This window comes from Alteromonas sp. ABH4_453 (assembly GCF_056160665.1).
This window is the reverse complement of sequence record NZ_JBSWXP010000001.1, coordinates 637,775-662,967: the sequence shown is the minus strand read 5'-3', so window position 1 is coordinate 662,967 and position 25,193 is coordinate 637,775. Positions and strand designations below refer to the sequence as shown.

Annotated in this window: 21 protein-coding genes; 10 read left to right on the top strand and 11 right to left on the bottom strand. The window is 43.8% G+C overall.

The genetic code is table 11. The features are described 5' to 3' along the window. Nucleotides 1–5 precede the first annotated feature (5 nt). Entirely contained in the window at nt 6–428 is a 423-nt protein-coding gene (locus tag ACXAGV_RS02850; protein WP_474830183.1) for a DNA polymerase III subunit chi, read from the top strand. A 35-nt stretch (nt 429–463) separates the two neighbouring features. After that, the gene (locus ACXAGV_RS02845) at nt 464–3,238 is read left to right on the top strand and encodes a valine--tRNA ligase (protein WP_474871696.1); all 2,775 of its coding nucleotides are present in this window, start codon (nt 464–466) and stop codon (nt 3,236–3,238) included. Between the two features lie 80 nt (nt 3,239–3,318). Here ACXAGV_RS02845 and ACXAGV_RS02840 read toward each other — a convergent pair whose 3' ends face one another. The 3 genes from ACXAGV_RS02840 to ACXAGV_RS02830 all read right to left on the bottom strand — a co-directional run bounded on the left by ACXAGV_RS02840 (nt 3,319) and on the right by ACXAGV_RS02830 (nt 8,686). Next, nucleotides 3,319–4,491 carry a GGDEF domain-containing protein gene (locus ACXAGV_RS02840; RefSeq protein ID WP_474871694.1) on the bottom strand — a complete coding sequence of 391 codons (1,173 nt, stop codon included), beginning with the start codon at nt 4,489–4,491 and terminating at the stop codon, nt 3,319–3,321. Nucleotides 4,492–4,687: 196 nt separating this feature from the next. Next, nucleotides 4,688–7,354 (bottom strand): ATP-binding protein, encoded by a 2,667-nt coding sequence (locus ACXAGV_RS02835; RefSeq protein ID WP_474871692.1) that lies wholly within the window; start codon nt 7,352–7,354, stop codon nt 4,688–4,690. A gap of 48 nt (nt 7,355–7,402) precedes the next feature. Next, nucleotides 7,403–8,686, bottom strand: a complete 1,284-nt coding sequence (locus tag ACXAGV_RS02830) for an ABC transporter substrate-binding protein (RefSeq protein ID WP_474871690.1) — start codon at nt 8,684–8,686, stop codon at nt 7,403–7,405. Between the two features lie 187 nt (nt 8,687–8,873). Between ACXAGV_RS02830 and ACXAGV_RS02825 the strand changes: the two genes are divergently transcribed. Both ACXAGV_RS02825 and ACXAGV_RS02820 read left to right on the top strand, forming a co-directional pair. After that, nucleotides 8,874–9,722, top strand: a complete 849-nt coding sequence (locus ACXAGV_RS02825) for an SPFH domain-containing protein (protein WP_039219019.1) — start codon at nt 8,874–8,876, stop codon at nt 9,720–9,722. A gap of 61 nt (nt 9,723–9,783) precedes the next feature. Beyond that, a complete protein-coding gene (locus ACXAGV_RS02820; RefSeq protein WP_474871688.1) occupies nt 9,784–9,990 on the top strand; it encodes a type II toxin-antitoxin system antitoxin in 207 nt (68 codons plus the stop codon). A 56-nt stretch (nt 9,991–10,046) separates the two neighbouring features. On the opposite strand, the gene ACXAGV_RS02815 is transcribed toward ACXAGV_RS02820, so the two are convergent. From ACXAGV_RS02815 to ACXAGV_RS02805, 3 genes are all read right to left on the bottom strand, one after another. Next, nucleotides 10,047–10,859 carry a choice-of-anchor H family protein gene (locus ACXAGV_RS02815; protein WP_474871686.1) on the bottom strand — a complete coding sequence of 271 codons (813 nt, stop codon included), beginning with the start codon at nt 10,857–10,859 and terminating at the stop codon, nt 10,047–10,049. A 112-nt stretch (nt 10,860–10,971) separates the two neighbouring features. Continuing rightward, nucleotides 10,972–11,370 carry a ribonuclease E inhibitor RraB gene (gene rraB / locus ACXAGV_RS02810; protein WP_474830200.1) on the bottom strand — a complete coding sequence of 133 codons (399 nt, stop codon included), beginning with the start codon at nt 11,368–11,370 and terminating at the stop codon, nt 10,972–10,974. Nucleotides 11,371–11,402: 32 nt separating this feature from the next. Then, on the bottom strand, nt 11,403–12,128 hold the full coding sequence (locus ACXAGV_RS02805; RefSeq protein ID WP_474871684.1) for a 1-acylglycerol-3-phosphate O-acyltransferase: 726 nt from the start codon (nt 12,126–12,128) through the stop codon (nt 11,403–11,405). A 202-nt stretch (nt 12,129–12,330) separates the two neighbouring features. Here ACXAGV_RS02805 and ACXAGV_RS02800 point away from each other — a divergent pair, with 202 nt between their 5' ends. Then, nucleotides 12,331–13,470, top strand: coding sequence for an HD-GYP domain-containing protein (locus ACXAGV_RS02800; protein WP_474871682.1), 1,140 nt, complete (start codon nt 12,331–12,333; stop codon nt 13,468–13,470). 86 nt (nt 13,471–13,556) lie between these two features. Here the strand turns inward: ACXAGV_RS02800 and ACXAGV_RS02795 are convergent, their stop codons facing one another. Then, a complete protein-coding gene (locus ACXAGV_RS02795; RefSeq protein ID WP_474871680.1) occupies nt 13,557–14,876 on the bottom strand; it encodes an aspartyl protease family protein in 1,320 nt (439 codons plus the stop codon). 162 nt (nt 14,877–15,038) lie between these two features. Between ACXAGV_RS02795 and ACXAGV_RS02790 the strand changes: the two genes are divergently transcribed. Together ACXAGV_RS02790 and ACXAGV_RS02785 are read left to right on the top strand one after the other, a co-directional pair. Continuing rightward, nucleotides 15,039–15,545, top strand: a complete 507-nt coding sequence (locus ACXAGV_RS02790) for a hypothetical protein (RefSeq protein WP_474871678.1) — start codon at nt 15,039–15,041, stop codon at nt 15,543–15,545. After that, nucleotides 15,545–15,751 (top strand): helix-turn-helix domain-containing protein, encoded by a 207-nt coding sequence (locus ACXAGV_RS02785; protein ID WP_474871901.1) that lies wholly within the window; start codon nt 15,545–15,547, stop codon nt 15,749–15,751. Before ACXAGV_RS02790 ends, ACXAGV_RS02785 begins: the two co-directional genes overlap by 1 nt. A 48-nt stretch (nt 15,752–15,799) precedes the next feature. On the opposite strand, the gene glnG is transcribed toward ACXAGV_RS02785, so the two are convergent. The 4 genes from glnG to glnA all read right to left on the bottom strand — a co-directional run bounded on the left by glnG (nt 15,800) and on the right by glnA (nt 20,691). Further along, nucleotides 15,800–17,209 carry a nitrogen regulation protein NR(I) gene (glnG, locus tag ACXAGV_RS02780; protein WP_474871676.1) on the bottom strand — a complete coding sequence of 470 codons (1,410 nt, stop codon included), beginning with the start codon at nt 17,207–17,209 and terminating at the stop codon, nt 15,800–15,802. Next, a complete protein-coding gene (glnL, locus tag ACXAGV_RS02775) occupies nt 17,199–18,284 on the bottom strand; it encodes a nitrogen regulation protein NR(II) (RefSeq protein WP_039219001.1) in 1,086 nt (361 codons plus the stop codon). The genes glnG and glnL overlap by 11 nt, the downstream gene beginning before the upstream one ends. A 130-nt stretch (nt 18,285–18,414) precedes the next feature. Then, nucleotides 18,415–19,041: a DUF4124 domain-containing protein gene (locus tag ACXAGV_RS02770; protein WP_474871673.1), complete on the bottom strand. Its 627-nt coding sequence runs from the start codon at nt 19,039–19,041 to the stop codon at nt 18,415–18,417. A 240-nt stretch (nt 19,042–19,281) separates the two neighbouring features. Continuing rightward, entirely contained in the window at nt 19,282–20,691 is a 1,410-nt protein-coding gene (gene glnA / locus ACXAGV_RS02765) for a glutamate--ammonia ligase (protein ID WP_014980177.1), read from the bottom strand. 459 nt (nt 20,692–21,150) lie between these two features. Here glnA and typA point away from each other — a divergent pair, with 459 nt between their 5' ends. From typA to ACXAGV_RS02750, 3 genes are all read left to right on the top strand, one after another. Then, nucleotides 21,151–22,983, top strand: a complete 1,833-nt coding sequence (typA, locus tag ACXAGV_RS02760) for a translational GTPase TypA (RefSeq protein WP_474871671.1) — start codon at nt 21,151–21,153, stop codon at nt 22,981–22,983. Nucleotides 22,984–23,299: 316 nt separating this feature from the next. Beyond that, nucleotides 23,300–23,677: a response regulator gene (locus ACXAGV_RS02755; protein ID WP_474871669.1), complete on the top strand. Its 378-nt coding sequence runs from the start codon at nt 23,300–23,302 to the stop codon at nt 23,675–23,677. A 263-nt stretch (nt 23,678–23,940) separates the two neighbouring features. Continuing rightward, complete coding sequence (locus ACXAGV_RS02750; RefSeq protein ID WP_474871667.1) at nt 23,941–25,116, top strand: MalY/PatB family protein; 1,176 nt, start codon at nt 23,941–23,943, stop codon at nt 25,114–25,116. Nucleotides 25,117–25,193: the final 77 nt, after the last annotated feature.

Here is a 25,193-nt window from a genome sequence, read left to right as displayed (position 1 = left end):
CATTTATGCCACAAGTGATTTTTTATCAACTTACCAGCGGTGACAATGGTGTGGCAGGCCGCGCCAGTGAAGTCATTGCCTCAGCGTTTGCTAATAAGCAAAAAATTAGCGTGCTGTGTGATACACAGGCGCAAGCTGAAGAAGTTGATGAATTGTTATGGCAACTGCCGGCAGACCGCTTTGTGCCCCATAACCTTTTTGGTGAAGGGCCGCAGTCGGGAACGCCGGTGGAAATTTGTTGGCGGCCAGAGCAGGTAGCCAGACGACAAATGGTGGTAAATGTGGGGTCCGGTATGGTGCCTTCACCCAACCAGCATCGTCAAATCATCGATTTTGTACCCGTGGACGAGAACGCCAAACAGGCTGCGCGGGTAAGATACAAAAACTATCAGCAAGCTGGATGCAACATGCAGTTCAAATCTGCATAAGTCATTCGCGTTTAGCTTCAATTTGAGAGTGTGTAATGGATAAAACCTTCGAACCGCAGTCCATCGAGCAGCAATGCTACAAGTCATGGGAAGAGGCGGGTTTATTTAAAGCTTCAGGTAGCGGCGACCCTTATTGTATTTTGCTTCCGCCGCCAAACGTTACCGGTAGCCTTCACATGGGCCATGGTTTCCAGCAGACCATTATGGACGCCTTAACCCGTTATCACCGCATGAAGGGCGACAATACGCTATGGCAAGTGGGTACTGACCACGCCGGTATTGCTACCCAAATGGTGGTAGAGCGCCAACTTAACGCTGAAGGTAAGACGCGCCACGATTTAGGTCGCGAAGACTTCATTAAAAAAGTGTGGGAATGGAAAGAGCATAGTGGCGGTACTATTACTGGCCAAATGCGCCGTTTAGGTACGTCACCTGACTGGTCGCGCGAAGTGTTCACCATGGACGAAGACCTGTCTAAAGCCGTAACTGAAGTATTCGTGAAACTACACGAAGAAGGTCTTATCTACCGTGGTAAGCGTTTGGTTAACTGGGATCCAGTGCTTCACACGGCAGTGTCGGACCTAGAAGTACTGAACGAAGAAGAAGACGGCCACATGTGGCACATGCTCTATCCGCTAGCGGATGGCAGCGGTGAGCTAGTGGTTGCAACAACGCGCCCTGAAACCATGCTCGGTGACACAGCGGTTGCAGTACACCCAGATGACGAGCGTTATCAAGATTTTATCGGCAAAGAAATTAAGCTGCCTATTACGGGTCGTTTAATTCCAGTTATTGCCGATGACTATGTAGATCAAGAATTCGGTACAGGCTGCGTTAAAATTACGCCTGCTCACGATTTTAACGACTACGACATGGGTAAGCGTCACAATCTACCTATGATCAACATTCTTACCGACGATGCGAAAATTAACGACGATGCGCCAGAAGCGTACCGCGGTTTAGATCGCTTCGATGCGCGTAAGCAAATTGTTGCTGACCTAGAAGCCCAAGGCTCTTTGGTTAAGATTGAGCCGCACAAGCTTAAAGTGCCACGTGGCGACAGAACGGGCGCAGTTATCGAACCATACCTAACTGACCAGTGGTATGTAGCGGTTGAGTCTCTTGCTAAGCCAGCTATTGAAGCAGTGGAAAGCGGTGAAATTCGTTTTGTGCCAGAGAACTGGAACAAAACTTATTACCAGTGGATGCACAACATTCAAGACTGGTGTATTTCACGTCAGCTGTGGTGGGGACACCGCATTCCGGCGTGGTACGACGAAAACGGCAACGTTTTTGTTGGCCGCACCGAAGAAGAAGTGCGTGAGAAACATGGCCTTGGCAGTGACGTAACCCTTTCACAAGATGACGATGTTCTTGATACCTGGTTCTCAAGTGCGCTATGGCCGTTCGCGACCATGGGCTGGCCAGAAGAAACGCCAGATCTAGAAACCTTTGTACCGTCTTCAGTGCTAGTCACCGGCTTTGATATCATCTTCTTCTGGGTTGCCAGAATGATCATGATGACCAAGAAGTTCACTGGCAAGATTCCGTTTAAAGATATTTATATTACCGGCCTTATCCGCGATGAGAACGGCGATAAAATGTCAAAGTCGAAGGGCAACGTGCTTGACCCTATTGATTTGATTGACGGTATTGATATCGAGTCGCTAGTCACTAAACGTACCGCGGGCATGATGCAGCCTCAGCTTGCAGAAAAGATTGCTAAGCGAACTCGCAAGCAATTTCCTGATGGTATTCAGGCCTATGGTACAGATGCACTGCGCTTTACGTTTGCAGCTATGGCGTCAACCAGCCGCGATATCAACTTTGATATGGCCCGTGTTGAAGGCTACCGCAACTTCTGTAACAAAATTTGGAACGCATCGCGTTTTGTATTGATGAACACAGAAGAGCACGATACAGGTCGCGACGGTGGCGAAATGGTACTTAGCATGGCCGATCGCTGGATTTGGGCTAAGTTCCAACAAACGCTGGTTGAGTTTGAAAAAGCGCTTGAAGACTACCGTTTCGACATTGCAGCACAAACCGTTTACGAGTTTACCTGGAACCAGTTCTGCGACTGGTATCTAGAGCTTACTAAGCCAGTGCTTAATAATGATGCCAGCACCGAAGCTGAGAAGCGCGGTACACGCCATACGCTTATCAATGTGCTTGAAAGCCTGCTGCGCTTGTTGCACCCGCTAATGCCATTTATCACCGACACTATTTGGCAGCGTGTTGTGCCACTAAGTGCGCTTAAGGTGGAAGAGGGCGTGAGTATCATGGTTCAGGCATTCCCTGAAGTTGATGCAGCAAAACAAGACGACAAAGTGCTTGCTGATATCGAGTGGGTGAAGAAGTTTATCGTTGGTATCCGTAATATCCGTGGTGAAATGGATATCTCTCCAAATAAACCGCTTAATGCGCTACTTAAAAACGTAAGCGATGAAGACGCTCGTCGTCTTGATGCGGCTAAGGCATTCCTTGATAAGCTTTCTAAGCTTGAAACAGTCACTGTATTGAAAGACGGTGAAGAAGCGCCAGCTAGCGCAACAGCGCTTGTGGGGGAAATGGAAATACTTATCCCAATGGCAGGGCTTATCGATAAAGACGCAGAGCTTGCTCGTATTACAAAAGCCATGGAGAAAATCGAGAAAGATGTATCTCGTACACGTGGCAAGTTGGGTAACGAGAAGTTCGTAAGCAATGCGCCAGAAGCGGTAATTGAAAAAGAACGCGGTAAGTTGGAAGAGGGTGAAAAAGCCCTAGCCAAACTTAAAGAGCAGTTCGAGACCATTCAAGCGCTGTAGCTAGATACACTTCGTAATAATGACTAAAAACTAAAACGCTGCCAATTGGCAGCGTTTTTTTTTTAGGAATTTTTTGTTCGCTATACCAACGTTGTTTCTGCCATGACCACTGGCGACACTCTGTTTCGGCCTGTTTTTTTTGCGTTATACAGTTCTTTATCTGCCCGATTAAACAGTGTTTTCCACGTATCTTCGACGTTGCTCGAAGAAGACATACCTACGCTAATGGTTACTTTAATTTCTTCAGAGCCACTGAATATAACAAGTGAAGACACTGATTCTCTCAATCTATCGGCCACGATGAAAGGGGAGGCAGAATGGCGATGAGAGATAATAACGCCGAACTCTTCTCCGCCTATACGACCCACGATGTCATTCTCGCGTAACTGTGCTTGTAGACACTGTGCCACGCTTTTCAGCACTCTGTCACCTTCAGGATGACCATAGTTGTCGTTAATGGCTTTAAAAAAATCAATGTCAATTACCAATAAAGTGAAAGACCTTTTGCTTTTGGACTTCAACTTTTTCAATACTGTGCGAATAAACGCGCGACGTCCTAACACGCCGGTTAACTCGTCGAAGTTTGCCATAGCTTCCCATTCGCCTTTTTCTTTAGACAGAATAATAAATGGAAGAAGCGCTGAGGTGGCAAGGCAAAGTAGTACGTGGAGCCCTACAGTAACCGTTATAAAAACTTGCAAGTTAGATACTAAGCCATAATAGGTAACACCAGTGGTAAGCCCCGCCCGTATCACCATTATGATAAAGTGAATGAACAGTATGCTTCGTATCAGAACAGAAATACCTTCAATGGTTTTCCATTGCTGTGATTGAAAGCTCTGAAAACAAAATAGAAACATTAAAGCAATAAAAAAGGACGTTGTTGGCTCGACTAATTCAGGGTACCAAGACGCTCCGAACAAAGAGAGAACAGCTATTACAAAAACGCGGTTACCTGTGCGTTTGACGGTAGAGTGCACACATTGAATGTTGAAACTTAAAAAGCCATGAAGAAGCAAATAGCTGGCCGTTAAATAAAGAAGCCCTGCGAGTGTGCTGAGCACGTTTATATTTGGCGCGAATATAGTGAACGCGCTGCCGACTAGCCCTAAGCAATACACCAAACATGATGCGGCCCAAAAGTTAAACGCGACAGGTTCGTATTGGTTTTTCGCCAAGATGCGAAAATACCCACCTACCGCAGCATTTATAGCAAGCGACAGGAGCAACACAATCAAAACGGAACTTGACATTTTTTCGCCGACAAAATTAGACAAAAGTATTATTAATAATGGCGTTGAATTAAAAATTTACGTAACGATAAAGGTATGGTGGTGGATAAATAAGTATTTTTTTATATACCCTTGAGGCAAAAGTTTTTTTGAAAAAGAGGTGCTAAGCTTATGCAATATAAGGATTTATTTATTTAGAGTTCGCTGCTTATAAACGCTAATTTAAAAAGCTTTTTACTATGGCAATTAGTGACTTCTGCTTTATAGGCTTGGTTAAATAATCATTCATTCCCGATTGAAGCGCGTTTTGTTTATCTTCTTTCATCGCATTGGCTGACAGGCCAATGATAGGTACGGCTGTAAAGCCTTTTTCACGAAGCAGCTTAGTGGCTTCATATCCATCCATAACGGGCATTTGTACGTCCATTAAGATAAGGTCGTATTGGGGAGCGTTTTCTATTTTTTGTACTGCTTGCTTACCATCTTCAGCGATATCAAACGTAAGTCCTAGGTTTGTTAGAATTTCACCGGTAACGAGTTGGTTTATATTATTGTCCTCTACAAGCAATATGTGCCCTTCAAGTTTTAAGCTCTCGGGTTCCTCGTTATATTCTTTACTTTGATAATTAGCATCTTTTGAGATTATTTGGTGTACAAAACGTTCAAATTGGGCGGGGGTGAAAGGATGCATAATTAAAGGGCCTTTCCACAGCGAATCATATTTAGACTGCAGGGCACTGCCAGCGCTCTCCATCACTAAGCCTACAGACTTTCCGCTTTCTAAAAGACTGTTCAGCCAGCTAATATTTTTCCTAAACGAGCTAAATTCATGAACATCGACAACAATATGATCAGGGAGAGTAGCAGCATCTTTAGCATTTTCAATTGACATGCTTGATGCTGTCGAAAGCTGAATTTGAGAGCAATAGGCTTCTGGGAGTAACGGCGATTCAGTTACGTAAAGGCTATTAGTAGGCAACTGTGGAGAGTTTTGTAATACCCCTGGCTGATTCTTAAATGCTTTAAGAGGAAGTTCAACCTCGAATCTACTGCCTTTCCCCATAGTCGAGGTTGCATCAAGGCGTCCATTCATAAGTTCAGTAAGCTGGCTGACAATGGCAAGGCCAAGGCCAGTACCGCCGTATTTGCGGTTAGTTGAGCCATCAGCCTGTGTAAAAGGCTTAAATATTTTATCGAGCTGTGCTGGGCTCATGCCTATACCTGAGTCGGCAATTCGCATGATGAGGTTTAGTAGGTTACCTTTTTCATTCAAGTTACCGTCAAACTCTATATCTATACGCCCTTGCTCGGTAAATTTCACGGCGTTGTTGCCAATGTTCATAATAATTTGAGCAATACGCAACGGGTCGCCTATAACCTGAGGTGGTATTCTAGGGTTAACCGTAAAATGAACAGATAGATTTTTCTCTTTTGCTCGCAGCGCTATTACGGCGATGAGGTTGTCAAATAGCGAGTGCAGTGAAAAGCTAACCTCTTCTATCTTTAGTTCACCTGCTTCAATCTTGGAAAAGTCCAGAATGTCGTTAATTACGCTCAGTAATATTTGCCCAGAATATGAAGCTTTATCAAGATATCCTCGTACTATTGGTGATAGTTCTTGCTGTTGTGCTAGTTCTATCAGGCCAATGATACCATTCATGGGGGTACGAATTTCATGGCTCATGTTCGCTAAAAACATGCTTTTAGATGCGGTAGCCTGCTCGGCTTTTACTTTAGATTCGGTGATGACCTTGTTCAAGCTTTCTAGCTGAGAGTTCATCGATCTCGCTTCATTTAATAGCTTTTCCGTTTCACGGTTTTTATCACTAAATACAAGAGCGGCTCTTGCTAGCTTTCCAATTTCGTCTTTTCGACTGCTGCCCGGAATATTAGAGATTTGTACGCCTTCAGCGAGCTTATTGAAAACTTCGGTAATAGAGCGGATTGGGCCAAGGATACGAAATATTGAAAACAGCGCAGCTGCTAAAGCAAGCAAAATCGCAAATAAAGAAAAAAGCTCTCCATTACGCTGTGTATTCTCTGCTATTTGGTAAGTGCGCTGTGTAATAATCTCTGAGTGAGTACTAACTTTTTTTGCTAATTCTCCACTTAAATAAAGAAACTCATTAGCAGAGCCTGCCATTACTACATTAACCAGAAAAAGATTGCCTTGCGTTATTTGAGTAAGCTTAAAAAAGTCGTTTTTTATTCTGTCCATAACTCGCTCCACACGCTGCTGCAAGTCAGCATTGGCCGAGAAGGAAATGAGCATTAGAGCGTCAAGAGAGTCATTGAATGTCTTGATGAATTTCATATCAGGCTTCATCAGGTATTTTAACATCGCATTTTCTGTTTGAATTAGAATGATCTTTGCGTCTTCTACAAAAGTCGCTGAAACATCTCCTTTCGCTAGTGCCTTGTCGAGTTCACTTTCTAGTAAGGTGATATCAGACATAGTCCCTTGAACGACGAGGTTGTCTCTTACTGAGCGTGCTTCAACAACCTGAGAGAAGTTCTCTTGATAAGCGTTTAGGTGCTCTCTCATTCTACTGAGAATTTGATTGCTGTCGCCTTTTTGACTGGAATGCTCGTTAACCTCTGCAAGTTTATCGAGCTTGCTGTTAATGGTAACCATCAGGCGGCTAAAACGCGTAATGGCCGACTTACTTGCATTTTCTTTAAAAATTAAGACATTGCGCTGAAGGTCGACTACGTCCCGTTCAAGCTCTTTTACAATGCCCACATCAACGACGGCTTTAGCAGCAGATGCCACGCCTTTATTTAAAACCTCTTGGTTTTTTCGCGCCACAAAGCCCTGAGCAAGTATTAGTGCAATTAACGCAACTAAAACTGTTATAAGTTGTACTCGGATTGACGATAACATATAAGCTGAAGGAACCTTATTCCATTTAAGAAGCGGTACTACACGGTGTCATGCAGTGATAAATTCGTACCATTTTTGTAAGCTATATTCATAGCTTGGCATAACCGTGTTCCAAACTGCAACATTACTAAATCGTTCTTCGTAACTGCCACCAGTCCGTTGTGCGCCTTTTTGTACACTCACTTTGCCATCAGTGCCTTTTAGTGGTTCAGAAGCAACTTTACCCTTATACCAGTAGTCCCATTCAGCCTTCGATAAATATTCGGCAGAACGTTGGGGGTTCGAAATGTAATACCCCTGTCTTGCTATGAATGCACCCGGCCAACCCGACAGCCACCAGTTCATATATTCATAGGCTACATCTTTCATTCTGCCTTGGGTAGCAGAAGAAAGGCACATTACCCCGTGCCATCCTCGGTATCCTTCTTTTGGAGCAGCGAAAGTGACGGGTATATTTTGACCATTTAGTGCGGAGACCGCTGGCGAGAACATGCTTTCAACAGCCACACGACCACTTTTCATAAATTCAACGGATTCAGGAACCGATGTCCAAAAACCGCTAAAGTGATTCAACTGATTTAACTCTATAAGCAGGTTAAACAGGTCGTCTAGCTCGTATTCGGTGATAGCACCAATATCTTTGAAAGTGATGAAACCTTTCGCTTGCGCGGCTAATGCTAAATCGAATAATCCGATGGTAGGGTCATTTACAATGCCGACTTTTCCAGAAAAGTGACGATCTAGCAGCCAGCCCCAACTTTCTTCTTGCCCCTGCAGTTCGGTCGGTAGCTTTGACCTGTCATAACCAAATGAATCCACGTTATGTACGTAGGGTAAAAAGCTGATGGCATCAGTGTGCTTTTCACCTAAAGAGGCGTCTTCTTGCACATTAAGAATTTTGTGTGGCGCGTCGCCGGCACCCATACGCGCACTTTCAGTAAGCTTACCGGTTTTGCTTAAGTTATTTATCTCTTCCCAATAGTGAAGACGCTTTTTCTGTATAGGCTGAATAGCCTTTGCGCGCCACAGTACGTTTATGCTGTTTGACCACTGCTCGTATAAATCGAACGACTGAGGGTTCATGGATGCTTTTTGCAGCACAGTGGCACTGCCGCCAGGATCAAACGCTATGTTGATACCTAAGTCTTCGATAGCGCGCTGTCGGATAGCTTCCTGCAATGTTACGTGAGTACCCATAACACGCAGCGTGGGCTTTGCTTTACCGATAGCGAAAGGAGTAATGCCTGCTGTCAACCCAAATGCTAGCCCGCCTTTGAGTAAGGTGCGACGTGCCACAGAAGAATTTTTGGTCTTACAAGGTTTAGTAGGCATTATGAAAGTCCGTATAAGAAATTTCCTTGATAACATTCTGGCATCTATTTCATAGACTTACCAAGAAATGTTTAAAAATAGTTTAATGCAACAGTGGTTTTGACATATCTGGTAACACTTCATCGGTGGCAAAAAATGGCTTTGCTTTTATTATTAAGATATCAAAATGATATCAAAGGTGATCGATATGCAAGAAAAGAAGGGTTTCTCAGTCAACGGGTATTTGATGATCTGTGTTTTATTAGTTGCACAGGCTGCGGCATTCTTCTATGCCGTTGGGGGGAGCCCCGAAGGCGGAATCATTTTAAGTCTTCTGGTTGGTGCACTCTGGATGGGATATTTTATGGTGCAGCCGAATCAAGCAAAGGTGATGACTTTTTTTGGTAGCTATGTTGGTACCGTTTCTAATGTAGGTTTGCGCTGGACCATTCCATTGTTTCGCCGAACCAATATCTCACTTCGCATAAGAAATTTTGAAAGCGCCAAAATTAAAGTGAATGACAACCAAGGGAACCCGATTGAAATTGCGTCAATTGTTGTGTGGAAAGTCACAGATACTGCAGAAGCCGTATTTGACGTAGACGATTATGAAAGCTTTGTTCGCATTCAAAGTGAATCTGCTATTCGTAATATGGCAAGTAGTTTTCCTTATGATCCTCGTGATGATGAGCAAGCTGAAGTGGCGCTTCGCAGCCATCCAATAGAAATCTCAGAACGGTTACAAGAAGAAATACAGGCGCGTTTAGCGAAAGCAGGGATCACCATTTTGGAATCTCGTATTAGTCACCTTGCTTACGCCCAAGAAATTGCCAGTGCGATGCTACAGCGTCAACAAGCCTCAGCTATTGTTGCGGCGCGTAAGCAAATTGTTGACGGTGCTGTAGGAACAGTTGAAATGGCGCTTCAACGACTAAATGAAAAAGGTGTCGTAGAGTTAGATGAAGAACGCAAAGCGACCATGATCAGCAATCTCCTGGTTGTACTGTGCGGTGACAAATCAACGCAGCCTGTTATTAATACAGGTACAATTTACTAATAGAGTTTAGTTTCTAATTATGGTGCCGTAGCCACTTAAAGCGGCACATAAGGTTTTTATTTTGGCAAAGAAAAAAGCGTATCCTCTCCGGATAAATGAAAATGTACTTGCCGCTATGGAAAGGTGGGCCGCTGATGATTTACGTAGTGTTAATGCACAAATTGAGTATGTATTAAGACAAGCGCTTATTAAGCAAGGCAGGGTCAAGCTTGTTGAAAAAACGGTGGTGGAAGTTGAAGAAGTAGAGATTGGAGCAAAAGATAACTGATGCTGAACGTACAAATCATCAGTTATCTTTTCGAGAGGCTTCACGTCAATCAGTAATTAAATAATGCTCTGGCGAGAGCGTCTCACAAACACAATCCCTCCTAGTAAAAACAATGGAAGTAGCGACCAGGCTCCGCCGTGTTCTTCTACTATTACCACCGTATCTTCTACAACGTACTCGTTGTTTTCACTTTCAAGAGGAAGATAGGCAAGTGCGCTGTCGTCATAAGCATCGGTAAAAGCTACTAGCTCTTCAGTATCTGCATCGTAAAGTTCTAGCAGTATGTCGTATTCGCCAGAAGGGAAACCCGATACCAATGAGCTTTCGATGGTGAAGGTATCGGTTGAATCTTCTGAATAAATATAGAACTCCGAAGAAACATGTATAGCGTCGTAAACACCGTCTTTTCCTAAATACAATACAGCGTATACCGGTGCCCGAGTAAAAATGGTGTCGGCATCAAATTCAATTGAAAACGTAGAGTGGTAACCATCGTAATCAATATCTTGCTCTAACGTTACCCAGCTTTCATAAATCCAGAATTCATTAACGCTGCTTACTACAATGTCGCTGGATGACTTGTTTACACCCAAATGTTGTTGATGTTTATTGGCTTTACTAAGTGTATTTTGTTGTGCGGCAGTGTCATCAGTAGATTGCTCAAACACATTGTCATTAGACAGAACGTCTGTTGTTTTGGGCAAAAGTGATTCAGCGGCTACAAAGGGTTGGTCGTAGCGGAATTCGGTCGAGGTAACCTGTTTATCTTCTGACTTACTGTCAGAACTTGCATGTACATTTGATACAAACGCAAGCTGTAATGTGGCGATAGCAGAGTATGCAATAAGTGCTAGTACTAAGTTTTTCATCTGTCCATCCTTTTCCAATCGATAATGACAGGGTCATTGTTAATCAAAAAAGATGAACAAAAGCTGAAGAGTAACTTAATGGCTCCTCAGCTTGTGAAATAGGCAATAAGGCTTAGTCGTCGAAGTGATAGTCCTCTTCTTCGTATTCACCTTCCTCGCGCGGTTCGAAGTACGTACCCCATCCATCGTAGGTTACATCGTGTTTGTCGGCAATTTTCAGCAAAGTGTCTGAATCAGCATTAAGCTTTTCAATATCTAGCTTTCTTTCTACCACGGCGTCGAAGCAAAAAATGGTTTCGCCGTCGTCAAGGATTAGCTCTTCGGCGTCAGTCACTTCAAAACCAGCTTTAAATGCATCAACAGCCGCCTTTTCTAGCACGTCGAAGTCAGTGCTGGCGAAGTGGTGCTCAATGGTGTAGTCGGCATCGGCTTGACTGCCATCTTCTAGAAGGGCATCAATAGTTTCTTGGTTAAACTCGTACCACTCTTCTCTTTCATCGAACTGGGTCATAATAAACACTCATTAGCAATTTAGGCGCAAGTTTACCTGCTTTTTTCCAGTTCATCGACCTGTGTATTAAGCGCATCAAACTTTTGTTTCATTTCATCGTTAAAATGCGCCATCCACTCTTTGATTGAATGCTCTTCTGTTAACGGTTCAGGCGCAGAAATATCAATAAGCACAATCCCGTTGTTCCAACGATTCCACTTTACTTTGTTGTGTAGGTTACTGGCCGTTACCATAACAATCGGCTCATTGGTGGTTTTAGCTAACCGAAATGCGCCTTGTTTAAAAGGTAGTATACCTCTACCGTAACTTCTGGTGCCTTCAGGAAATAGCCAAACAGATGTTTTCTTCTTAGCGATACGGTTGGCAGCAATATCCAAGGTATTGCGCGCTTTCCCTGAATTTTTTCTATCGATCATGATATTCCCAGATAGCCAATAAATTTGGCCAAAGATAGGGATCCACTTCAAACTCTTTTTACCAATAGTAACCACGCCAGGAAGGGCAGCTTTACAAATTGTAATGACGTCAAAGCTGTTTTGGTGATTAGCGATGAAAACATAAGGCTCGCTCGTTTTTACAGCGGGGTCTCTTTGTATGACAATTTTGAGGCCCACTATTTTAGCCATAAGAGAATACAAACTACCGGCAGCATGCACGTTATCCTTGTGAAAAGGGCGCACGATACAAATGATCAGCAAAATAATGTTGATTAATAAAAAGGCGATAAACAGTGCCGGTATGCGAAATAAAGCGATCAAAACAACTCCTAGAAACAATTGACGCGCGCAGTATAGATGAAGTTTCAGCGTACACTTGTCTGATGAGTTTTTACAGCATTAAGACTTACAAAGTGCATTACTCGCGAAAGTTCCTCTTTTATCACCTTTAGTATGAGGAAATTTTGCCGATACCGAATTACAATAATACAAGGCTAATCGAATTTAACTCGGTATTCATTACATGCAGACATTTACTCCAGACGACCTAGAAGAAGATATTCTTGCTGACCTTATGGAGGAAATAAACGAACTCTACGAATCAAGCGAACAAACCTTGATTGAGTTAGAGCTTCGTCCAGAAGATAACGAGTTACAGCGTGCTCTGTTTCGTTCAATCCACACTATTAAGGGCGATTTAGGCTTAGTAAATTTCTCGCCGATGATACCCCTTTTACAGCATGTCGAAGATTTACTCGATTACTTGCGGAAGGGACAGGTAGCGTATACCAGTACCATGAGCGACTTGGTGCTACTTACTATGGACAGGGTCAAAGCCTTTGTTGAGGCTGTGATGGCTGACTGTAAGGCTGAGTATGATGATAACCTCCACAACCAACTGGTGTTAGCAATTGGTCGTGTTACACCAGAGAACACGGCTGAGCACGAAAAGCGCCTCACTGAAGCTGTGTTACTGTTAAATCCAGCGTTAGACATTGTTGCTGACAGCGGCGACCCGGAAAACGTGCAGATAAAACCACCTACATTAGCAGCAACGGGTATACCAAAAGACATTAGCAGTGAAAAGAAACAAGATATTTTATTTTTCCGTGACCTAATGCAAACCATTGAACGTCGCTCTAACTATTGGGGAGGAAGGGGCGATCGTATTGCTAAGTTAGCTATGTATATCAACGACGTTGCTGAAAATCCGATAGACGAAGACCAACTGGCGGTAGCCAGTTATGTTCATGACTTTGGCATGGCGTTTATGCCTTTAAAGCTGCTGCATAAAGGCGATGAATTGACTGATATCGAGTTTAATCTGATGCGATCTCATGTTTACAAAAGCGCCCGTTTGTTAGAGCACCTGGACCAATGGGACATGGCGCGTAAAATAGTGATGCAGCATCACGAGCGCACCGATGGAACCGGTTATCCGCTAGGCATAAAAGAAGACGATATCTGTGAAGGCGCGAAGCTACTTGCCATTGTCGATACCTACGATGCAATGACGCACCCCAGAGCGCACAATGAAGATAATGTGCTTTCCAAAAAAGAAGCGGTAATAGAGATCAACCGCAGTGCCAAAGGCCAGTTCAGTATGAAGTGGGTGAGGCTGTTTAATCAGGCGATGACAGCTTTGCTGACGAAAGGGCAGTAAGCACTGCCCTTTGTTTGTTTTCTAAATTAGCTATTATTTGAATTAGGTGCCAATTGACTAGTTGGCTGTCTTCAATTGCTGCCAAATCAAATTCTCGAATCAAGCTGTATTTCGTTGCAGAACTTCTGGTTTGTAAATTCCCAACAAAGTGGCACTGTTTCTCTTTTGGGGTGACTCAGCGCCATCTTTAGTTTATCGAAGTTTGCATAGGTAACTGGTTCTCCCTCAAATTCTGTGATGATACTGTTGATTGAAATTTTGGCAACATAAGCCCCGGTATCTTCAGCAACGCCTAAGACAATGGCACCTTGGGAATGAGGGAGCAGGCGAAGTCCAGAACGATCTGCGCCAATAAAGGAACTAAATTGCTTGCTGGGTTGATACCACATGCGCTCTTCAGAGAAATCAAACACAGTGTTAAAACGTTTTAAAACTTGATTGCCAAGTACCCCGTCGCTTCCGTCCTGCGAATTACTCCCCTCAAACCTGAAGTATGTTGGCAGATGCTCAAACGTGAGGTCGCCAAATGATAAGTGAGAAAGTGATCCCACGAGGTTGGCTGAATCTCCTTGAATTCCAGTGCTAGTTGCTGCAAAGGTTTTATCTGGCAACGCAAAACGTTCATTTTGAGCGAATAAGCTTAATGTTCCTGTCGAACCGGTATCCAGCATGAGTTTTACCGTTTTTAAGCTCTTTCCATCGTGAAGTGTTGTGGTGAAGTAGGGCGTATCGCTCTTTACGGTCATCGCAATTTCCTGCCACTGTTCAGTGCCATAATGCGCTCTGCTGCTATCATCTGGTTTGGTAATTATCAGTACCTTAGCGTCCTGGTTTATCTCTACAAGACAACAATTAAAAAAATCAGCGCCAAGTACACCGTCGAAATAGGTTTCATCTACACTGCGAAACGGCATCGCAGATGTTGGTGCGTAAATTACCGATAAACCGGAGATAGAAAAACCACCTAATTGAATATGGGTATCATGCACAATGTAAGCGGTTGGCGCCTTTCCATTTCCAGCTCCCCCTATCTTAATTGGCTTGTTTGTAGGTAACTTAAGTGCGTTGGTTTTATTAGTTTCCGTAATGACTGTGGCAGCTGCGCCCGAGTCTAGTACAAAAGTCAAAGGCGTGGTTTCATTAACAGTCACATTCACCAAAATGTGGTCATTGAGCATAGTGAAAGGCACCACGGTCCGAGTAATGGCTTCATCTAAAAATTCTTTGCCAGCGTTTTTGTCTTCGCTTTGCCAAGCGATTTTCGCGTTCTCATTTTTCCACTGGAAAGCAGCCATATCCCAAATGCGACATCCTGACAGACCAATAAGCACAGTTGTAATAACTACCCAACGCAGAGAACTGCATTTACAGCAAATACGTGAAGTTTTACTAATGTTATTTATCATAATAATTGCCTCGTTGTTTTTATTAAGTGTAAAAGAAATTAATTATTGTTTTGCAATAATTATTGTGTGTTTTGTAATAAAACATTTCTGTCTTACGAGGTTTTTTGGCGTTATGGATAGCTGTGACGTACACTGCTTTAAAAAGGACAAGAGGAGCGCGCTATGCAATCTATTGAAGAATTAAAACGGGTTAGTCACTTTACTCGAATGATGCTGTTTGCTGTTGTAGGCATTTTTTTAAGTATTGCCATTTACGGCTTCGTATCACAAGGACAGTGGTGGGTGACCTTTGGAGACAACCAATTTGACGGCTTGTGGCTTCAGTACAAAGGATCACATTTCTTATTAGCAGTAATTTTCTTTCCTTTGGTTGGTTGCTGGTTGCTTGGATTCTATTTTCTTCAGCGCCTTTTACTTGCACTAAGCAGAGGGCTTTTTTATGCAAAAGCCTCGTTGCGTTACTTGAAATACGTATCTTGGATTACGGTTTTTTATGTCTGTTATAAAATGATAGTAACGCCTATGGCCACTTACCTAGTGGTGCCCAATAGTTCAATCGATATAAGTCTTAACCCCATGACGTTAATTATTGTGTTGTGCTTACCTGTACTAGTTCACTTATTTAGTGCTGCCGCCGAATTAGATAAAGAAAACAAAGAGATTGTGTGATGCCTGTTCTTGTTAACCTTGACGTTATGATGGCGAAGCGCAAAATTCGCTCAAAAGATTTGGCAAAAAAAATTGGAATAACTGAGGCAAATTTGTCGCTATTAAAAAGCGGCAAAGTTAAAGGCGTTCGATTCACAACATTAGAAGCAATATGTCACCACTTACAGTGCCAACCTGGCGATATATTGGTGTATGAAGATGAATAGGAGAAATTGAAAAGGGCACGCAAATGCCCTTTTGGGGTATTTTATGCGTTAATTAACGCCGAGTTCTTTCAGCTTGCGAGTAAGCGTATTTCGCCCCCAGCCTAAACGTTTAGCCGCATCTTGCTTATGACCATGCGTGTGTTGAAGTGCACGCTCGAGCATAACACGTTCGAAAGTCAGCATCGCGTCGTTGAGTATATTATGATGGCCATCGCGTAGTTGTTTGTCAGTCCAGCTCGCGAGTAGATCTGGCCAATCACCCGATTCGGCACTGGGTTTTTCAATACTACTATCGCTATGAATTTCCGGTGGCAGATCGCTGGGTAAGACTTCTTGCCCACTTGCCATAACGGTTAACCATCTGCATACGTTTTCAAGTTGTCTAACGTTACCAGGCCAGGATAGTTGAGACATAACGCGCTCAGCTTCTTTAGAAATGCTTTTAGCTTCTACATCAAGCTCTTTGGCAGCTCGGCGAAGGAAGTGACGAGTTAACAATGGAATATCTTCACGACGCTCGTTCAGCGATGGAAGATGCACGCGAATAACATTCAGTCGATGAAATAAATCTTCCCTAAATTTACCTTCAGTAACGCGCTGTTCTAGGTTTTGGTGGGTTGCTGCAATAATGCGTACATCAACGCTTACCGACTGATGTCCACCTACTCGATAAAATTGGCCATCGGCCAGCACGCGTAAAAGGCGGGTTTGCACATCTAACGGCATATCGCCTATCTCATCTAAGAAAAGTGTACCGCCGTCAGCTTGTTCAAAACGCCCTTGGCGTGCTGCTTGTGCACCAGTAAAGGCGCCTTTTTCATGACCAAAAAGCTCAGACTCGACCAGATCAGCCGGGATAGCCGCCATGTTAAGCGCGATGAAAGGTTTGCTCGCTCTGGGGCTGTGTCTGTGAAGCGCGTGCGCCACCAGTTCTTTACCCGTACCCGATTGCCCGTTAATAAGCACGCTAATTGAAGAACGTGAAAGTCTACCTATGGCACGGAAAACTTCCTGCATAGCAGGCGCTTCACCGATAATCTCTGTTACAACATCTTCAACTTGCGTTTTTGAAACGGTTGATTGCTCTCTTGCGTGAGCAAGCGCACGTTGGGATAAGGTTACCGCTTCGTCAATATCAAAAGGTTTTGGCAAGTATTCAAATGCCCCTTTTTGATAAGCATTAACTGCGCTGTCTAAATCCGAATGCGCTGTCATAATGATGACGGGAAGCAGTGGGTGCGATGCGTGCACTTCGTTCAATAATGTCATGCCGTCCATTTGTGGCATTCTTATATCTGAAATGATGACTTCAGGGGCTTGACCGCTTTGAAGTTGAAGCAATAAATCTTCAGGGTTTTCAAAACTCAAACAGCTGATATCAGCTGCTTGTAAGGCCTTTTGCAGCACCCAACGAATAGAACTGTCATCGTCGACAATCCACACAGACTCATTCGTCATCGTCTGTCTCCTTACGATCTATTGGAATGTAAATTACGAACTCAGTGTGACCAGGGTAGCTGTCTACATCTATTTTGCCGCCGTGGTGGTTTATTAGGGTTTGTGAAATAGATAAACCCAGCCCAGAGCCATTTTGCTTGCTCGTGACCATGGGATAGAAAAGTGTGTCTTTAATTTCAGCTGGAATGCCTGGGCCGTTATCAATGATCTTAATTTTTGCTACCAGTGCATGACGCTTTGTTTGAATTGTCATTTGACGTTCTATGCGCGTTACCAGCCTAATTTCGGGGTTAGGTGTTTGACTTTCGGTTAGTGCCTGAACGCTATTGCGCACAATGTTGAGCACCGCTTGCTGAATCATGTCAGGGTCGAGCATGAGCGGAGGAATACTGGGGTCATAGTCGCGAACTATAGTTATGGGGTTGTCAGAGTCAAAGCGCATTAAACTACGTATTTTTTCAAGTGCTTGATGCACGTTACTTTCTTCGAACCGAGGTAATGAATTTGGCCCTAGCAAGCGGTCAACTAAGTTTCGTAGGCGATCAGATTGCTCAATGATCATGCGCGTGAACTCTTTATGCTCTTCAGTCAGCTCTTTTTCTAATAGTTGTGCTGCACCCCTTATACCGCCTAGCGGGTTTTTTATTTCGTGAGCTAGACCTCTCACTAACTCTCGTGCCGCATAATGCTGAGCGTTTTGTAAATTCTCTCGAGAAATACGCTTTTGCTGGTCAATTTTTTTTACTTCAAACAATAACCTTGGACCATCTTCAAAGTGTAAGTTTGTGACGGTCAAATCGGCGGATACATAGCGGTTATCTCTAAATGCCAACTTAATTTCGTTTTCGGTAAAATCCTCACCTTTTCTAATGGCGGCCTTAAGGCGGGTAGTTTCTATTGTGCCCGGCAAGAAAAAGTCTTGGAGTGGGTGTCCGATAAGTTGTTTCAGCCCAGTCTCAAACAAAGCTTCTCCCGCATGGTTGGCATAAACAATTGAAAGTTTATTGTCTACCATTACCAATGCGGTATTAAGGCTATTAATAAGCTGTTGTGTTTCTAACTCGGTGGAATGCATCCGAGCCCGTCTCCTTTGCACTATAATTGTGCATTGTAGCTTGCAATGATGCGTTACGCGAATAAAGAGACCAAGAAGAAATGTTCACTGAACCTCTATGGTGCGCATACACAACAATGGTTGCACGCTATTAGTTATTAATTAACGCCGATGCCTGATGCAGGTAAAGGGTTTGTAGTGGAGACGATGCAAGAGTCTTGCCCGTATTGTTAGTCAGTTCAACTTTATAAGTGTGTGCCCCACGATGGATACCAGAAAGCTTAAAGACACCTGAATTATTGCTAGCTAATGGGGCGTCGTCAAAGATCAATCGGTAGATTGGCGCTTTGGGTGCACCAGGTTGTGCGGCAGAAATAGTGAATTCACCTAGATTATTGCGAATTGTCGCTTCTGGTGCAGGTGACTTAATGACCACTCGGTAGTTGGGCTTGGGGGCAGCCGGCTTTACAGGGGGAGGTGGGGTAACCTTTGCCGCGGTTACTACGTTTTGTGTTTTTACATCGAACGCTAGGGGTTCTGCGTTCTGCTGCGGCTTGTCTGTGTAAGTCACGGACCCATCTTTTCCAACCACTTTGTATATTGTCATTGGAGAGGTAGCTGCAGCTGATGTTGCATTGCCGCTTTGTTCGGTTTCGCTTTCTTGTGCTTCTTGCTGGGTACTTTCTTGGCTCAGCATTTCCGCTTGCACAGGCTCTAAGCCGTTGCCGCTACTTAGTAATAGCGAAATTAAGCAAATGTGTCGCGTCATGTTGTGCACGTGTCGTTACCTAATTAATGTGGTTTTGGTTAGCTGGCTAATTCACATAGCTTGCTACGTTTGGCTTATTGATAACCTCTTTAGATGTATGCAAGTGCAAGCGGGGCAAAGCCCTGTGCGCAGTTGATGTAGCATGAAAGAGTATTCGTTAGCATAGCTATAAAAACATAGTAGATAAATCGTACGCATAAAAAAAGCCCGCAGAGCGGGCTTTAGTATAAATTGCTATACAGTGCGAATTTACACGCTGTAGTACATGTCGAACTCAACTGGGTGAGTAGTCATGTTAAGTTTTGTTACTTCTTCAGACTTAAGGTCGATGTATGCATCAATCATGTCGTCAGTCATAACGCCACCCGCTTTAAGGAAGTCACGGTCGTTATCAAGAGCTTCAAGCGCCATTTCTAGCGAGCTTGCAACTGTTGGAATTTCAGCAGCTTCTTCTGGCGGTAGGTCGTACAAGTCTTTATCCATTGAATCACCAGGATGGATCTTGTTCTTAATACCGTCGATACCCGCCATAAGCATAGCGGTGAACGCTAGGTATGGGTTGGCTGTTGGGTCAGGGAAACGTACTTCGATACGACGCGCTTTATCGCTAGTTACGTGAGGAATACGAATAGACGCAGAACGGTTACGTGCAGAGTATGCAAGCATTACCGGTGCTTCGAATCCAGGAACTAGACGCTTGTATGAGTTAGTTGAAGCGTTAGCAAACGCGTTGATTGCACGCGCGTGCTTGATAATACCACCGATGTAGTAAAGTGCTTCTTCAGAAAGGCCTGCGTACTTGTCACCCGCAAAGATGTTTACGCCATCTTTAGAGATAGATTGGTGGCAGTGCATACCAGAACCATTGTCGCCAACAAGCGGCTTAGGCATAAAGGTAGCAGTTTGACCGTATGCGTGTGCAACGTTGTGAACAACATACTTGTAAACTTGGATTTCATCGGCTTTCTTAACTAGCGTGTTGAATTCGCAAGCGATTTCGTTTTGGCCAGCAGTTGCTACTTCGTGGTGGTGAGCTTCGATAACAAGGCCCATCTCTTCCATAACTAGGCACATTGCAGCACGGATATCGTGAGCAGAATCTACTGGTGGTACTGGGAAGTAACCGCCTTTAACGCCAGGGCGGTGTGCCATGTTGCCGCCTTCAAATTCTTCGCCAGAGTTCCATTTTGCTTCAGAAGAGTCAATCTTGTAGAAAGAACCCGCCATGTCAGTGTGGAAGCGAACGTCGTCAAAAAGGAAAAACTCTGGCTCTGGGCCAAAGAAACATGTGTCACCGATGCCAGTTGATTTTAGGAATTCTTCTGCACGGCGAGCAACTGAACGTGGATCACGCTCATAACCTTCCATTGTAGAAGGTTCAACAATGTCACAACGAATGTTTACTTGTGTTTCTTCAGCGAAAGGGTCAACAACGCAGCTTGTTGCGTCTGGAAGAAGAACCATGTCTGATTCGTTGATGCCTTTCCAGCCAGCGATTGAAGAACCATCGAACATTTTACCTTCTTCGAAAAACTCTTCATCAACAACGCTCGCAGGAATAGATACGTGTTGCTCTTTACCCTTTGTATCGGTAAAACGTAAATCTACAAACTTCGCTTCACTTTCTTTAATCAGCTCTAATGCCTTTTCTACTGACATCGTGTCCTCCAGGTTTAATGTAAAAATGCGGAATGATCAGCTTCACTCCAACAGTGGCAAAAGTGAAAGCGATTATCATGCCATCTATATGTACACCGATTTTTGTGGCATAGACAGGCATCTATCACTTCCGTTTGAATTAAAATGCGCCATATTGGTGCATTGCTGCACCAATATGGCGTTTTGTGCTCATTTGTACGTCAATCAGCCTAGATTACTTTTTAGTGTATAGCCACTTAATATGATCAATTCAGTGCAAAAGCGCTTGGTTATTTATTGGTCTGGTTTTCGAAAAGCAATAAAACTCGTTTCTATCAAAAAAAAGATGCGCAAACGTCGTGGTTTTTCTGTACAATCCGCGCAAATTTTTCTATCTGCATTTTTTTGCAACAAATCTAATGCAGACTTATTCGATTTCCGAAATAAGTCGGCATCGATTTACACAGGCTCTATATAAGCATGAATACCACTGATATTAGTAAATTGCGTAACATCGCAATCATCGCCCACGTTGACCACGGTAAAACCACCCTGGTAGACAAACTGTTACAGCAGTCTGGCACCCTTGAATCTCGAGGCGAGCAAGAAGAGCGCGTAATGGACTCGAACGACATCGAGAAAGAACGTGGCATTACCATCCTAGCTAAGAACACAGCGATTAACTGGAACGACTACCGTATCAACATCGTAGACACTCCAGGACACGCTGACTTCGGTGGTGAAGTAGAGCGTGTCATGTCAATGGCTGACTCTGTACTTCTACTTGTAGATGCACAAGAAGGCCCAATGCCACAAACGCGCTTTGTTACGCAAAAGGCATTCGCTCAAGGTCTAAAGCCAATCGTTGTTATCAATAAAATCGACAAGCCAGGTGCTCGCCCAGATTGGGTTATGGACCAAGTATTTGACCTTTTCGACAACCTAGGTGCGACTGACGAACAGCTAGATTTCCAAGTTGTTTACGCTTCTGCACTTAATGGCTGGGCGTCACACGATGCTGACGAGCCGCAAGAAGACATGAATGCGCTATTTGAAACTATCGTCGAGCAAGTTTCTGCACCTGATGCAGACGTAGACGGTCCTTTCCAAATGCAGATTTCTCAGCTTGATTACAACTCATACGTGGGCGTAATCGGCGTAGGTCGTGTTAAGCGCGGTTCTGTTAAGCCAAACCAACAAGTAACGGTTGTTACTGCTGATGGCGAAAAGCGCAACGGTAAAGTTGGCTTAGTTTACGGCTATCTTGGTCTTGCACGTCACGAAGTTGAATCAGCGCATGCTGGCGACATCATTGCTATCACAGGTCTTGGCGAACTTAAGATCTCTGACACAATTTGTGACCAAAATACGGTTGAAGCGCTTCCGCCACTTACGGTTGATGAGCCTACTGTAACCATGACATTCCAGGTAAACACGTCTCCGTTTGCGGGTAAAGAAGGTAAATATGTAACGTCACGTAACATCCTAGAGCGTCTTAACGACGAACTAGTACACAACGTTGCGCTTCGCGTTGAAGAAACTCAAGACCCTGATAAGTTCCGCGTATCAGGTCGTGGTGAACTTCACCTAGGTATTCTTATTGAAAATATGCGTCGTGAAGGTTACGAGCTAGCTGTATCTCGTCCAGAAGTAATTCTGAAAGAAGTTGATGGTGAAACTCAAGAACCTTACGAAACACTAACGATTGACTGTGAAGAAGAGCACCAAGGCTCAATCATGGAACAGCTTGGTCTTCGTAAAGCAGAAATGACCGATATGTCTCCAGATGGCAAAGGCCGTGTTCGTATCGACTTTATTATTCCAAGCCGTGGTCTAATTGGTTTCCAAACAGACTTTATGACAATGACGTCAGGTTCTGGTTTGCTATACCACACGTTTGATCACTACGGTCCATACAAAGGCGGTATCATTGGTAAGCGTAAAAACGGTGTTCTTATTGCAAACGCAAATGGTAAAGCACTAACTAACGCCCTGTTTAATCTTCAAGAACGTGGTCGTCTATTCATCGGTCATGGTGTTGAAGTGTACGAAGGTATGGTTATCGGTATTCATAGCCGTGACAATGACCTTACTGTTAACGCGCTTAAAGGTAAGCAGCTTACTAACGTTCGTGCATCAGGAACTGATGAAGCGCAAACACTTGTTCCGCCTATCAGAATGTCACTTGAACAAGCGCTTGAGTTCATTGATGACGACGAACTAGTAGAAGTAACGCCTGAATCTATCCGTATTCGTAAGAAGCTTCTTACAGAAAACGAGCGTAAGCGTGCATCACGTGCACCTAAGTCTTAATAGCTTCCAAGACTTACATTGATTTTGAAAATGCCAGCGTCAGCTGGCATTTTTTTTCCATTTTGCCGATGGGTTTGGCCTGCAATCTCTCAAATCGTCTCTCAACTTACACACCGTCACTTCCTATCAATAAAGCTGCTTTCTAGCATTATCACTAAAACGTTAGAAAACGTTTAAATATCGACCAAAGGTTAGTGGTTAAAAGCATTCAGAGATTCTATTCTTGATTATACCAATTCGCGTAAATTATTACCCACTCAGCGAGATTTAAAATGTTAATATTTACGTCTAATAATATAATGAAAGGGGAAGGGTAGTGTTTTCTGTAGCAGTAGTTGAAGATGATCCTATCACGCTTGATCTTATAACCGACGCGTTGGAAACGCAGTTAGACGCTACCGTATATCCGTTTACGCGTAGTAAATTTGCAAGGGATTTTTTGCTGCAACAAAGCTCTGACTCTATAAGTTTGATCATTAGCGATCAAATAATGCCGGATTATGATGGGCTAAGTCTTCTAAAAACCTGCCAGTCTTCGGGTTTGGACGTTCCATTTCTACTCATTACTGCCGACCCTAACAAAGAGTTAGTGATAGAAGCGCGTAAACTTCAGGTTACCGGTTTTCTTGCTAAGCCACTCAATATGGAAGAGCTAGTTCAAAAATCGAGAGAGGCGGTGTCGCAGGCCAGCTAAGCCTGTAGGTTGTTTTTCATTTTATGTATCGCACGCTAAAGGTGTGCATGCGGGCCAAAAATCTACTTCGTGGTTAACGATGACAACGTAAAACAGGTTAGGACAGCAATGCGCAATTTACCTTTGGCATTCACGTGTTAATTTATCTCTATTAAAGTACATTTCGATATAGAAAATTCAGGTTAATTCATCTCACGCCCCTAGTTTATGAGGCGCTAAAATTCTACACTGTTGGCATAAGTTTTTATGCAACAGGATGTAATGTGAGCGCCTTATTCGATAATACCCCTCCTAGAAAAGATACGTTTTCGTTTAAATGGCAAAAGTACAAAGGGAAAGACATCATTCCTGCGTGGGTTGCCGATACTGAGTTTCGTTGCGCGCAGCCAATTCTAGACGCCATTTCGGGTCAGGTTGAGCATGGCAACATGGGTTACATACTGCCTGCACATCATGAAGGCGCTATTCAGGCTGTAGTGAGATGGCTTAAAGATAAGCATAATTGGGAAATTCAACCCGAGTGGCTAGTGTGGACACCAGGCGTTGTGCCAGCGTTTAACGTAGCGTGTAAAGCCTATTGTGAACCCGGTGATAAAGTACTTATTCAAACACCTAATTATCCGCCTCTACTGGCCGCCCCAAAACTAAATGGTCTTGAACGGGTAGATATAGGTACGGTAGTGCAAAATGACGACGGCACAAGTTCTGAAACTATCTCGAGTGTTGAAGGTGCGCGCTATACGTTAGATTTTGATGCATTAGAAAGAGAAGCGGCTGATCCTAAATGTAAGCTGTTTATTCTTTGTAACCCAATGAACCCGGTAGGTTCGGTGCTTACTAAGGCTGAGTTAGATCGCATTGCTGAGATCTGTAACGCGAATAACGTTAAGCTTTGCTCTGATGAAATTCACTGCGACCTTATTTTAGAAGAAGGCAAACAGCACATCCCGGCGGGCCGCGAGTCCAACCTTGCTGAAAATAGCGTTACGCTAATGGCTGCCAGTAAAACATTTAATATTGCTGGTTTGGGAACGTCTTTTGCCATTATCCCTAATCGACAACTGCGTCAGGCATTTACCAATGCCGCAGCGGGTATAGTACCTTGGGTTACTGTATTGGGCTTGGCGGCTACGGAAGCAGCATTCACTCAATGTGACGAGTGGCATCAGCAGCAACTTACCTATTTACGTGAAAACAGAGATATGGTGTTTAACACAGTAAACAGCATTGACGGGCTTAAAATGCTCAAAGCCGATGCGACGTTCCTTGCGTGGGTAGACGCCAGCGGACTAGGTGTAGAGAACGTCCAGCAGTGGGCCGAAGAGAAAGGCGTAGGCCCGTCACCAGGCATCGATTTTCACAAGGCTGATCATTTCAGAATTAACTTTGGCTGCAGCAAAGCAATGCTCCAAGTTATTCTGCAACGCCTCGCAAGCTAAGAATTGGGGTCAGAGTACTTTTTGCAGCTACGCTCTCTAATGAAAAGGGCCAAAGTATTACTTTGGCCCTTTTCATA